At 67.6% G+C, this 11,952-nt stretch carries 14 protein-coding genes; 9 read left to right on the forward strand and 5 right to left on the reverse strand.

Annotated elements, in window-relative coordinates:
• Window positions 1–27: 27 nt before the first annotated feature.
• Window positions 28–1,365 carry a cell envelope integrity protein CreD gene (creD, locus tag PX554_RS02195; RefSeq protein ID WP_275498570.1) on the reverse strand — a complete coding sequence of 446 codons (1,338 nt, stop codon included), beginning with the start codon at window positions 1,363–1,365 and terminating at the stop codon, window positions 28–30.
• A gap of 227 nt (window positions 1,366–1,592) precedes the next feature.
• On the opposite strand from creD, the gene sdhC reads away from it, so the two are divergent.
• The 5 genes from sdhC to PX554_RS02220 are packed head-to-tail and all read left to right on the forward strand — an operon-like array spanning window position 1,593 to window position 5,122.
• Window positions 1,593–2,003, forward strand: a complete 411-nt coding sequence (sdhC, locus tag PX554_RS02200) for a succinate dehydrogenase, cytochrome b556 subunit (protein ID WP_093223672.1) — start codon at window positions 1,593–1,595, stop codon at window positions 2,001–2,003.
• Window positions 2,003–2,398, forward strand: coding sequence for a succinate dehydrogenase, hydrophobic membrane anchor protein (gene sdhD, locus PX554_RS02205; RefSeq protein ID WP_093223794.1), 396 nt, complete (start codon window positions 2,003–2,005; stop codon window positions 2,396–2,398). Before sdhC ends, sdhD begins: the two co-directional genes overlap by 1 nt.
• Window positions 2,398–4,215, forward strand: coding sequence for a succinate dehydrogenase flavoprotein subunit (gene sdhA / locus PX554_RS02210; protein ID WP_275498575.1), 1,818 nt, complete (start codon window positions 2,398–2,400; stop codon window positions 4,213–4,215). Before sdhD ends, sdhA begins: the two co-directional genes overlap by 1 nt.
• 11 nt (window positions 4,216–4,226) lie before the next feature.
• Window positions 4,227–4,715: a hypothetical protein gene (locus PX554_RS02215; RefSeq protein ID WP_275498577.1), complete on the forward strand. Its 489-nt coding sequence runs from the start codon at window positions 4,227–4,229 to the stop codon at window positions 4,713–4,715.
• 26 nt (window positions 4,716–4,741) lie between these two features.
• Entirely contained in the window at window positions 4,742–5,122 is a 381-nt protein-coding gene (locus tag PX554_RS02220) for a nuclear transport factor 2 family protein (RefSeq protein WP_093223793.1), read from the forward strand.
• Window positions 5,123–5,340: 218 nt separating this feature from the next.
• Here PX554_RS02220 and PX554_RS02230 read toward each other — a convergent pair whose 3' ends face one another.
• Genes PX554_RS02230 through PX554_RS02240 form a run of 3 tightly spaced genes read right to left on the reverse strand, consistent with a single transcriptional unit; the run spans window position 5,341 to window position 7,904 of the window.
• The gene (locus PX554_RS02230) at window positions 5,341–5,673 is read right to left on the reverse strand and encodes a type II toxin-antitoxin system PemK/MazF family toxin (protein WP_093223666.1); all 333 of its coding nucleotides are present in this window, start codon (window positions 5,671–5,673) and stop codon (window positions 5,341–5,343) included.
• Complete coding sequence (locus tag PX554_RS02235; protein WP_093223664.1) at window positions 5,667–5,915, reverse strand: AbrB/MazE/SpoVT family DNA-binding domain-containing protein; 249 nt, start codon at window positions 5,913–5,915, stop codon at window positions 5,667–5,669. The genes PX554_RS02230 and PX554_RS02235 overlap by 7 nt, the downstream gene beginning before the upstream one ends.
• Window positions 5,916–5,969: 54 nt before the next feature.
• Window positions 5,970–7,904 (reverse strand): CocE/NonD family hydrolase, encoded by a 1,935-nt coding sequence (locus PX554_RS02240; RefSeq protein ID WP_093223663.1) that lies wholly within the window; start codon window positions 7,902–7,904, stop codon window positions 5,970–5,972.
• A 129-nt stretch (window positions 7,905–8,033) separates the two neighbouring features.
• Between PX554_RS02240 and PX554_RS02245 the strand changes: the two genes are divergently transcribed.
• The 4 genes from PX554_RS02245 (at window position 8,034) to PX554_RS02260 (ending at window position 11,409) form a co-directional block, all read left to right on the forward strand.
• A complete protein-coding gene (locus PX554_RS02245) occupies window positions 8,034–9,017 on the forward strand; it encodes a C13 family peptidase (protein ID WP_093223661.1) in 984 nt (327 codons plus the stop codon).
• 50 nt (window positions 9,018–9,067) lie between these two features.
• The gene (locus tag PX554_RS02250; RefSeq protein WP_093223660.1) at window positions 9,068–9,628 is read left to right on the forward strand and encodes an ATP-dependent Clp protease proteolytic subunit; all 561 of its coding nucleotides are present in this window, start codon (window positions 9,068–9,070) and stop codon (window positions 9,626–9,628) included.
• 97 nt (window positions 9,629–9,725) lie between these two features.
• A complete protein-coding gene (locus tag PX554_RS02255; RefSeq protein ID WP_275498584.1) occupies window positions 9,726–10,430 on the forward strand; it encodes an SDR family NAD(P)-dependent oxidoreductase in 705 nt (234 codons plus the stop codon).
• Window positions 10,420–11,409 (forward strand): 50S ribosomal protein L11 methyltransferase, encoded by a 990-nt coding sequence (locus PX554_RS02260; RefSeq protein ID WP_275498586.1) that lies wholly within the window; start codon window positions 10,420–10,422, stop codon window positions 11,407–11,409. The genes PX554_RS02255 and PX554_RS02260 overlap by 11 nt, the downstream gene beginning before the upstream one ends.
• Here the strand turns inward: PX554_RS02260 and PX554_RS02265 are convergent.
• A complete protein-coding gene (locus PX554_RS02265; protein WP_093223655.1) occupies window positions 11,337–11,774 on the reverse strand; it encodes a ribosomal maturation YjgA family protein in 438 nt (145 codons plus the stop codon). The two genes, PX554_RS02260 and PX554_RS02265, sit on opposite strands and share 73 nt — an antisense overlap.
• Between the last annotated feature and the right edge of the window lie 178 nt (window positions 11,775–11,952).

Here is an 11,952-nt window from a genome sequence, read left to right on the forward strand (position 1 = left end):
ATGCCGTGCGGGCATGCCCCACTGCGCTCAGGCGCTCGGACCCCAATCTATCGCCCGCGTGAGATACATCACGCTGGCGAGCCCGGCGAACAGCAGCAGCGATCCAATCAGCAGCGCATAGGCTTCGAGGCCGATCAACACATAGAGCACGCCGTACAGGGCGGCGAGCAAGGCGGCGATGAACCCGGCGCGCGTCCGGCTTCCCAGCACGGCGGCGGAATAGGTGGCCAGCAGCCCGATGATCGCCGTCGCCGCGACGACATAGGCGACGGCGAAGCCGGTCACCTCGGCGAATGCCAGCAGCATCACGAAAAACAGCACGAGACCCGCACCGATCAGGCCAAGCTCGATCGGCGACACGCGCGCGCCACCGATCAGATCGAACATCAGGAAGGCCGTGAAGGTGAAGCCGATGAACAGAAAGCCGTATTTCACCGCGCGGTTGACCTGATCGTACACGTTGACCGGCGTGACCAGATCGACTCGCGCCTGCATCACCGGCGCCGCATCCCCGGCCTGATCGGCGTCGGTCGCCACCGATGCCCGTCCGAGCGCGAGGTTGCCGACCCGCCAGGTCGCGGCGAAGCCCTTGGCGGACACGCGCGACTCGCCCGGCAACAAATCACCCTGGAAACTGGGGCTGGGCCACGACGAGCGGACCTTCCAGGCGGTATCGCCGCCCTGCGGGGCGAGCGCGATGCCGCCATTGCCGCGCACCTGATAGGCATACGCGACGCGCAGCGCTTGCGTACCGAGCGCGCTCGCGTCGACCGCGGCGAAAAAGCCCGAACCACCGGTTTCGCGCGGCCCCTTGCCCGGCTCCAGAGTCAACCGCTGCCCCTCGACCGTAACGGTGGGCGGCACACCGACCAGCCCGCCCGAATCGCGCACACCGAAACGCAGTTCGGCATGGTCGAGCGCAAGCGCCGCCCGCGCCACGCCGTAGCGGCCAAGATCGGCGGGCAGGCTGAAGCGCGCGCTGCCGCGATTGCGCGCCTCGTACACCACCATCTCGTAGATCGAACGTCGCCGCACCTGCGGGACGAGCGTCGAGTCGATCGCCTCGGCCGCCGGCGCCAGCAACAATGTGCGCCGGACACTGGCGGTCCTCGTCACGCGCTTGCCGCCTTCGTTCACCGTCTCCTGCGTCTGCGCGACATAGGGGATGGCGAGCACCGGGCCGGCGATCACCTGCGCGCCGCCCCACCCCTCGGCGATCGAATCGCGCGCGGTGCGGGACTGCGCCTGGCGGTCGTAGACGAGCAGATACACGGCGAAGAGTGGCACCGCGAGCATCGCCGCGATCAGCATCGCGAGCAACAGCGTGTTCGCCGGCGTGCGTGCCGGCTGGGCATCATCGTGCATGACAGATCTCCTGACAGGGGAGAGCCCGCGCTACGGTGCGTCTGGCGCCCCGTCCAAAGGGCTTCCCGTCCTCCGCGCATGCAGAGCCGGTGCAGACGCGCGCCACGGGCACGACCGAGGCCTCGGTTCCAGTGCTGGCCATGCCAGCTCACCATATTGCGTCGCAGCGCTTGCATCGGGGCGTGTGCCGACTAATACGGCGCGCATAGCCCGAAGAGGATCCGCCCTTGGCCAGCCAACGCCCCGCCGCCCGCCCGTTAAGCCCGCACCTCAGCATCTGGAGGTGGGGGCCGCACATGACGGTCTCGATTCTCCACCGCGTGACCGGCAGCGGCATGGCGACGGTCGGCACCCTGCTGCTCGTGTGGTGGCTCGCGGCGATCGCCGGCGGCCCGCAGAGCTATGCGGTGTTCCACATGGTCTTCGCCGAATTCGGCAAGGGCGTGCTCGGCTACATCTTCGGGATCGGGCTGACCCTGTCGTTCTTCCAGCACATGGCGAGCGGCATCCGCCACTTCATCCTCGATACCGGCGCGGGCTATGAACTGAACAGCGCCAAGCGCGCCGCCAACGCGACGTTCATCTTCTCGGTGCTCGCGACGATCGCGTTCTGGGCCTTTTTGTTGGGAGCGAAATGATGCGTGGCGGTACGGAACTCGGCCGCGTCCGCGGTCTCGGCAGCGCCAAGGCGGGCGCGCACCACTGGCTGACGCACCGGATCACGGCGGCCTCGAACCTGTTCCTGATGCTGTGGTTCGTCATCGCGGTCGCGCGGCTGCCGGGCTATGATTATGCGACCGTCCGCCCGTGGCTCGCCTCGGCCTGGGTCGCGGTGCCGATGATCCTGCTGATCGTCTCGGTGTTCTGGCATTTCCGGCTGGGGCTCCAGGTCGTGATCGAGGATTACGTCCACGCCGAGACTCGCGTCGCGCTGATGTTCGCGCTCAACTTCTTCGTGGTCGCGACGTCCGCGATCGCGATCTTCTCGATCCTCAAAGTGGCGTTCACCGCCGCCGCCGGAGTGCCCGCCTGATGTCTGACGCCTATAAGATCATCGACCACACCTACGACACCGTCGTGGTCGGCGCGGGCGGTTCGGGCCTGCGCGCGACGATGGGCAGCGCCGAAGCGGGCCTCCGCACCGCCTGCATCACCAAGGTGTTCCCGACGCGCAGCCATACGGTCGCCGCGCAGGGTGGCATCGCCGCGAGCCTGGGCAACAACACGCCCGACCATTGGACGTGGCATATGTACGATACCGTCAAGGGCTCCGACTGGCTCGGCGACCAGGACGCGATCGAGTACATGGTCCGCGAGGCGCCCGCCGCCGTTTATGAGCTCGAACATGCCGGCGTGCCGTTCAGCCGCAACGAGGACGGCACGATCTACCAACGCCCGTTCGGCGGACACATGCAGAACATGGGCGAAGGCCCGCCCGTGCAGCGCACCTGCGCCGCCGCCGACCGTACCGGCCACGCGATGCTCCACGCGCTCTACCAGCAGAGCCTCAAGTACGACGCCGATTTCTACATCGAATATTTCGCGCTCGATCTCATCATGGAGAAAGGTGCCGACGGCGTGCCGGTCTGCCGCGGCGTGATCGCGCTCTGCATGGAAACCGGCGCGATCCACCGCTTCCGCGCTCAGGCGGTGGTGCTCGCGACCGGCGGCTATGGCCGCTGCTATTTCTCCGCCACCTCCGCGCACACTTGCACCGGCGACGGCGGCGGCATGGTGCTGCGCGCCGGCCTGCCCTTGCAGGACCTCGAGTTCGTCCAGTTCCACCCGACCGGCATCTACGGCGCGGGCGTGCTCATCACCGAGGGCGCGCGCGGCGAAGGCGGCTATCTCACCAACTCCGAGGGCGAGCGTTTCATGGAACGCTACGCCCCCTCCGCCAAGGATCTCGCCTCGCGCGACGTCGTCTCGCGCTCGATGGCGCTGGAGATGCGCGAAGGCCGCGGCGTCGGCGAGCATAAGGACCATATCTTCCTGCACCTCGATCATATCGATCCCAAGGTGCTGGCCGAGCGGCTCCCCGGTATCACCGAGAGCGGGAAGATCTTCGCCGGCGTCGATCTCGCGCGCCAGCCGCTCCCCGTCACGCCGACGGTGCATTACAACATGGGCGGTATCCCGTGTAACTATCACGGTCAGGTCGTCACCAAGGTCGGCGACGATCCCGAGGTGGCGGTGCCCGGCCTGTTCGCGGTCGGCGAGGCGGCGTGCGTCTCGGTCCACGGCGCCAATCGGCTCGGGTCAAACTCGCTGATCGATCTCGTCGTGTTCGGCCGCGCGACCGGGCTGCACCTCAAGGAGACGCTCAAGCCCAACGCCACGCAGGCGCCGCTGCCGAAGGATTCGGCCGACCTCGCGCTCGCGCGGATCGATCGCTATCGCAACGCCAACGGCGGCTCGACGACGGCGGAAATCCGGCTCGACATGCAGCGCACCATGCAGAAGCACGCTGCGGTGTTCCGTGACAGCGCGCTGCTCAGCGAAGGCGTCGCCAAGATGCAGCAGGTCAACAAGCGCCTTCAGGACGTCCGCGTCACCGACCGCTCGCTGATCTGGAACACCGATCTGGTCGAGACGCTCGAACTCGACAACCTGATGAGCCAGGCGGTCGCCACGATCACCAGCGCCGAAGCCCGCAAGGAATCGCGCGGCGCGCACGCGCACGAGGATTTCCCCGAGCGCGACGATGCCAACTGGATGAAGCACACGATCAGTTGGTTCGACGGCTGGGGCGGCTCGGGCGGCAACGTCACGCTCGATTACCGCCCGGTCCACGATTACACGCTGACCGACGACGCCGAGTATATCAAGCCGAAGAAGCGCGTGTACTAAGGCGGCAGGCGGTGGAAACGCTCCGCTATCCCTATCGCCCCAAGACCTGGGTGATGGCGCTGGCGGGGCTATTTTTCGCCGTTTGTGCGGTGGTGTTGGGCTATACGGCGCGCGACAATGATCGCGGGCTGCTCATCGACGGGATCGTGTCGCTCAACGCGGGCCAAGCGTCGATCGTCTACTGGGTACTGTGCGCGCTCAGCATCGGCTTCGTCGCCGCCGGCCTGTTCGGTGTCGTTACCTCGCTGCGCGAGCCGCGCGAGGTGATGGTCGATCGCACCGGCGTCACCCTACCAGCGGGCCGCTGGTCGAGCGACACCGTGACGATCCCGTTCGCGAGCATCACCGATCTGCGCATCCAACAGGTTCATTCGCACAAATTTCTCATCATCCGCCACCGCGCGGGCAAACATTCGGTCATGCGCTCGATGATGCCGAGCAGCGCCGATTTCGAAGCGTTCGTGGAAGCCGTCATGGCCGGTCGCGCGCGCAGCCGCTGATCGCACCGCCCTAAGGGAGACCGATGATGCCGAACGCCGCCGAACCCGATTACGATCACCTGCTCCGCGCCAACCTCGAACGCGTGTTCAACGAGCGCGACGGTGAAGCGCGCGCGGCGGCGCTGGCCGAGCTGTTCGTCGAAGAGCCGGTGATGTACGAACCCGACGCGATCGTCGAAGGCCGCGCCGCGATCTCCGCCGTGGCGGGCGCGCTGCTCGAGCGGTTCGGGCCGGACTTCGTCTTCACGCCGGATGCCCCGGCGGTCGGGCATCACGGCCTCGGCACGCTGCGCTGGCACGCCGGCCCGAAGGACGGCCCGATCGCGGTGACGGGCGCGGATGTCGCGGAGTTTGTGGACGGCCGCATCGCACGGCTCTGGGTGCTGCTCAACCCGCCCGCCGCCTGATCACGCATGGTGCGAACGCGGCTCAGCGTCTGTCGGAAGAAGACGCGCTTCGGCTCGGAACGCGAAGCGCTGCAGGTCGCAGTGCGCGCCACCATCGCGCTACGCTGCTATCGCTGCGACCGGTGTTTTCAGTTCCATCTTACCAGCCGCACCAAGGGCAAACGGGCGGTGGCCGAAAATCGAGAATGAAGCGGCTGGCGTCCACGCGATCCGCCCAATCAAACCTCGAACATTTCGCGCAGAATCGTCAGCACCGCAGCAAGTGTTGGCGCGTCGATCTGCCCGAGCCGCTTTACCAGTCGCGCTTTATCAGGCGTAAGCATTTGGTCGGGCAGCAACAGCCCATCCTTTCCTTTGAAACGCACTGCGACACGGAAGGGGGCGACCCGGCTACCCGTCGTCATCGGCACCACTGTCGCAGTGCGAAGATGCGCGTTCATCTCGTCGGGCGAGACGATCAGGCACGGTCGCGTCTTCTGGATCTCGCTGCCGACGGTGGGATCGAGCGCCGCCAGCCAGACCTCGCCCCGTTTCACCGCCGAACTCACCATGTCAGGTCGGCGTCGCCCTCATTGCCGAAGCCATGCCAATCGCCATGATTCTCGTTGGCGATGCTGGCCGCGCCTTCCGCCCAGCCAGCCCGCTTAGCGGTTACGACCGGGGTTGCGATCAACCTGCCGTTCTCGACGCGCAAGTCCATCTCCGCACCGTTCGCGACGCCGATCTCGGCGAGCAAAGCGCGCGGTACGATCAGTCCGGTCGAATTTCCGATCTTTCTCAGCAATGCGCGCATGGCATCTCCCGGCGCCTAGATAGCGCAGCGGGAGTGTTGCCACAAGGTTATAACTTATTTGGCCATCGCCGCCGACGGATCGATCGGCACCACCGGGAGCAGCACCGAACTCGCACCGGTCGCGCCGTGCTCGATCGTCACGGTCGCGGCGCGGTAGTCGCCTGGCTCGGCAAGGAAGATGTTGGGTACGAACGTCTGCGGGTTGCGATCGTAGAGCGGGAACAGAGACGATTGGACCTGCACCATGATCTTGTGGCCGGGCAGGAACTCATGGTTCACGGCCGGCAGGCGGAACTTGTATTCCTGCACCTTGCCCGCCGGAATCGCGGTGGGCTTGGCGAAGCTGTCGCGGTAGCGGCCGCGGAAGATGTCGAGGCTGATCGGCAGTTGATAGCCGCCCATCTTGGGATCGCTCGCATTCTCGTCGGGGAACACGTCGATGATCTTCACCACGAAATCGCCGTCGGTGCCGGTCGTCTTGGCGAAGATGTCCGCCCACGGCACGCCCGACACGCGCACCGTCTGCGTCAGCGCGGGCGTCGTATAGGTCATCACGTCGGTGCGCCCATCGACCGAGCGCTGGTCGGAGACCAGCCAGTCGCCCCAGCGCCCGTCCTTGAAGTTGACCGGGCGCGGCAGGTGCGGCACCGGATTGGCCGGGTCCGACACATAGGAATCGCCGCCGCTCGCGGCCTTTTCGAAGCCCAGCCGCTTACCGGTCTGCAGATACAGCGGTGTGAGCGGGGTCGCGCAATCCTTGTCGCAGGATAGCGGCCAGCGCGAGAAACGGTCCCAATGGTTCTCAGCCGTGTTGTAGATTGCCGCCGGCGGCAGCGTCACCGCGGGTCCGTCCTTCAGATACTGGTTGAAGAACGGCAGCACCATGTCCTCGCGGTACTGCTGCGCGGTGTCGCCATTCCACTGGAAAGCGCCGAGGCTGCGCCCCTCGCGGTTGATCTGGCTGTGCCGCCACGGCCCCATCACGATGTAATTGCTGGCGCCCTTGCCGGCCTTGACGAGCGATTCGTAGCTGTGGATCGCACCCCACATATCCTCCTGATCCCACAGGCCCTGCTCCCACAGCGTCGGCACGTCCGACGGGCTCTGCGCGAGCAATGCGTCGAGCGCCTGGCCCTGCCAGAAGGCGTCATAGGCGGGATGCGCGACCATCCGTTGCCACGCCGGCAACTGGTCGTACCCCGACATCTTCGCCCAATCGCCCGCTGAGACATTGCGGAAATTCTCGTAATCGTCGTAGCCGCCGGAACGCGGCACCTTGCCCTCACCCTTGTAGCCGGTCTGCGAGCCGATCCAGCCGATGTTGGCGAGCCGGAACGCACCGTAATGGAACCAGTCGTCGCCCATCCAGCCGTCGATCATCGGGCTCTGCGGCGCGGCGACCTTGAGCGCAGGGTGCGGGTGGAGCAGCGCCATCACCACGGTGAAGCCCTCGTAGGACGAGCCGATCATGCCGACCTTGCCGTTCGATTGGGGCAGGTTCGCCTTGTTCACCAGCCAGTCGATCGTGTCATAGGCGTCGGTGGTGTGATCGACCTTGGTCGGGTTGAGCGCGCCGATCACCGGCCGCGTCACGACATACTGGCCTTCCGACCCGTATTTACCACGGATGTCCTGATAGACGCGGATATAGCCCGCCTTGACGAACATCTCGTCGGCGAGCGGCAGCGTCGAGAGTTCGCTCGGGCTGTCCATCCGGTTGGCGCGGCCCTTGGCGTTGTACGGGGTGCGGGTCAGCACGATCGGCGCGTTGGTGAGGCCCTTGGCATAGACGATGACGGTATAGAGCTTGGTGCCGTCGCGCATCGGGATCATCACCTCGCGCTTGACGTAATCGCGCGCCGCCTCGGGCTGGGTGAACTTGGCCGGAATGTCGCCGCCAGGGGCCGGCGGGCTCTTATCGCCGACCTGCGCGGCGGCGGGGCTGAGCGCGAGGGCGGTGGCAGCGAGCAGGAAGAGCTTGGCGCGCATAGATGAAGCAACCCTTTTTGTTTCGAATGTAACGGCGTAGAGCGCCGGGCCGCCATGTTTCAAGCGCGATCGCATTGACGGCGCGCGCGCCGCGCGCGACGATCACGCACACCCGATGGGATTTCCCGAATGCCCCTGCGTCCGTTCCGCGCGTTGCTGCTCTCGGCCCTGCTGCTCTCGGTCGCCGCCTCGGCGCAGCCGCCACGGCCCGCCAAGCCGCGCCCCCCGGCGGCCGCGCAGGAGGAGGACGACGCCTTCGCCGACTATGCGGCGGAGGGCTTCCAGCTCGAACATGGCCGCGAACCTGGTTGGCAGCTCGCCGAGCATCGCCGGCTCGACCGTGCGCTGACCGCGCTGCAGCCGCAGCGCACGGGCGTGGTCGACGCCTATGTGCTGGTGGCGGGGCTCGATAGCGATCCCGTCTTCGGGCGCGAGGCGCGCGAGGCCGCGCGCGTGCTCGCCCGGCGCTACGATGCCGCCGGGCGCACGATCGTCCTCGCCGGTCCCGACGGGCGCGGCGCGGACACGCTCGCGCGCGGCTCGCCCGACAATATCGCGGCGGCGCTCGCCCATATCGCCGAGACCATCGACAAGAGCGAGGACGTGCTGGTGCTCTACACCACCAGCCACGGCGCGCCCTATGGCATCGTCTATCAGGACGGCGACGCCGGGGTCGGCGCGGTCGCGCCCGCGCGGCTGGCAGCGATGCTCGCCACGCTCGGGTTGAAGCGCCGGCTGGTGATCGTCAGCGCCTGCTATTCCGGCGTATTCGTCCCCGCACTCGCCACGGCCGACGGCGTGGTGATGACCGCCGCGAGCGCGGACCGCTCCTCGTTCGGCTGCGAGGCGGACAGCGACTGGACCTTCTTCGGCGACGCGCTCATCAACCACGCGCTTCGCAAGAACCAGCCCTTCGCCGCCGCCGCGAAGGATGCGACGACGCTGATCGCGCGGTGGGAGGCGCAAGGCAAGCTGCGCGCCTCCAACCCCAGGCTCGCGATCGGCGCGCGCGCGCCGCGCTGGCTCGGCCCGCTCGAACGCCGCCTGCCCAGGCCGGCGAGCGCCCCGGTCGGTCGCCCCGCCACCAGCCTGTTCGCGCGCAAACCCGCCTGAACGCGCGCACGGGTCGGGAACTCTCGCGCGCCTCGGCGGTTTGCGCGCGCATGTCCATCACCCGCTATCCTTTGCTCGCCCGCCCGCACATCCGCCTGTCCGGCACGGTCGATCAGGTCATGTATGCGACCTTCCGCCAGATGCTGGACGCCTGTCCGAGCGAGGGGACGATCGTCATCGCGATGACCACGCTCGGCGGCGATCCCGAGGTCGCGCGCACGATGGCCGACGATATTCGGCTGCTCACCGAGCAGGACGGGCGCGAGATTCTGTTTCTCGGCAAGGTCGCGGTCTATTCGGCCGGCGCGACCTTCATGTCGGCCTTCCCGGTCGAGCGCCGCTTCCTCACCCGCCACACGCGGCTGATGATCCACGAGCGGCTGATCCAGAAGCAGCTCAACATCAACGGCCCGCTCAGGATGTGCGTCGCCTCGATCAAGGCCGCGCTCCACGAGATCGAACATTCGATCCTGATCGAAGAGGAAGGCTTCCGCGATCTCGTGCGCGGCAGCAGCGTCGATTTCGACACGCTGCGCGAAAAGGCGCCCGCCAACTGGTATATCGAGGCGGAGGAGGCGCGCGATCTCGGGCTGGTGCTCGACGTGGTTTGAGGGCTTGTTTGACGCGCTCGCGCGCGTAGCGGGGCCGGCGCGCTTCCGCGCGTTCCGACGAGGTTCCCCTGAGCCGGGCGTTGCTCTAGGAGGCCGCATGACCAACATCCTCCTCACCGGATCGTCGCGCGGGATCGGCGCCGCGATCGTCACCGTGCTCGACCTGCCCGGCGTCGCGCTGATCGGCCAGGCGACCCGCAGCGCCGACGCGAACACCATCGCCGCAGACTTCGCCGATCCCGCCGCGCCGCAGGCACTCTGGCAGGCCGCGCTCGACCGGTTCGATGGCCGGATCGACGTGCTCGTCAACAATGCCGGCGTGTTCGAGGCCAATCCGCTGGAAGGCGACGACTGGGTCTCTGGGTGGGAGCGTACGCTCCGCATCAACCTCACCGCCTCCGCCGAACTGTGCCGCCTCGCGGTGCTGCATTGGCAGGCGCGCGGCGTGGGCGGCCGGATCGTCAACGTCGCGAGCCGTGCCGCCTATCGCGGCGACAGCCCCGCGCACTGGCATTACGCGGCCTCCAAGGCGGGGATGGTCGCGATGACCAAGACGATCGCACGCGGCTATGCGCGCGAGGACATCCTCGCCTTCGCGGTCTGCCCCGGCTTCACGATGACCGGCATGGCCGAGGACTATCTCGCCAGCCGTGGCGGCGACAAACTCCTCGCCGACATCCCGCTCGGCCGCGTCGCCGACCCCGCCGAGGTCGCCACCACGGTCAAATTCCTCGCCCTCGAAGCGCCGCCGTCGATGACCGGCGCAGTGATCGACGTCAACGGGGCGAGCTATGTCCGCTGATCCCACCGAAAGCTGGAAGCTCACCCTCCCCTGCACCCGCGCGGAGGCCGAGGCGATCGACATGGGAGAAGGGCTGGAGGGGTTCGATCCCTCCCCCGTCATCATCACCAGCGAGGAGATCGAAGACGATCCGCTGAGTTGGCGGCTCGATGCCTATTTCAGCGGCAAGCCCGATGCAGCGGTCGTCGCGGCGGTGCGCGCGCTCGCGCCGAGTTCCGCCGATGTGACGGCCGAGACCGAACGCGTCCCCGACGAGGACTGGATCACGCTCAGCCAGGCGGGGATCGAGCCGGTTCACGCCGCGCGCTTCTACGTCCACACCAGCGCCAATAAGGGCGACGTGCCACCCGGCGCGCACGCCTTCCACATCGAGGCGAGCCGCGCGTTCGGCACCGGCCACCACCAGACCACCACCGGCTGCCTACTCGCGCTCGACGCGATGAAGGTGCAGGGGAAGCGTTTTCGCAACATCCTCGATCTCGGCACCGGCACCGGGCTGCTCGCCTTCGCCGCGCTGCATCTATGGCCGCGTGCCTATGCCACCGCTTCGGACATCGATGCGGCGGCGATCGCGATCACCGAGGAAAATGCCGCGGTGAACGGCATCGCGCTCGGCGAGGGACCGGGCGCGCTCGCGCTGGCGGCGGCACCGGGGCTCGAGCATCCGCTGCTGATCGACCGTGCGCCCTACGACCTGATCGTCGCCAACATCCTCGCCGGCCCGCTGATCGGCCTTGCCCCCACGATCGCGATGGCGCTCGCCGAGGGCGGGACGCTGGTGCTTGCCGGGCTGCTCGACTGGCAGGCCAAGCCGGTGACCCAAGCCTATCGCCGCCAGGGGCTGATGCCCGTCTCGGCCAAGGCGATCGGCGACTGGCCGACGCTCACCTTGCGCAAACGCACCCGCTACGGCGCCGCGCGTGTGACCCGGCTGGGGCCGGGCGGCGCCAACGATGCGCCCGGTTTCGGAAGCTGGTGAGGGGCTGACGCGCGAGGATCGCCCGCAGACGCGATCGCCGCGCCGGCCAGATAAGCGAGAAAGTCCCACGGATCGAACCCGGTCCCCAGCACGACGCGCGCGACGGTGCTTCGGGCAAGGCCAAGCCGCCCGACCAGATCATATGCCTGCCCAAGTTCGGCCGCACAGGCGATTGCGAACGCGGCGAGCACCGCGCCGGTACGCGGCAGCCGAGTGACAGTGCGAAGGGCGAGATAGACCAGCACCACCGCGAGCGCATCGCCGACATGCGGGCGGACGAAGCGGTCATGTACGAAGAGGACGATGGCCGCCTCGATCGTGAGGAACGCGAGTGTTGCGAACGCGTAGGGGAGGCGGAGGGTCATGACGGGGGGCATGGCGCCAAGTGATGCAGCGGTGGTGCAGGCGGTGTGGCGATACGGCATTGCCAGCGGGTAGATAAGCGGAGAGGTTTGTTCGCTCGTGAGTTCACTCCCCCACCTGGGCACGGATGACGAGCTACCCGCGCCCGAATGCCACGGGTAATTGTCGCGCCAGCGGCGA

This window comes from Sphingomonas pollutisoli, from assembly GCF_029167165.1.
Classification (GTDB): Bacteria; Pseudomonadota; Alphaproteobacteria; order Sphingomonadales; family Sphingomonadaceae; genus Sphingomonas; species Sphingomonas pollutisoli.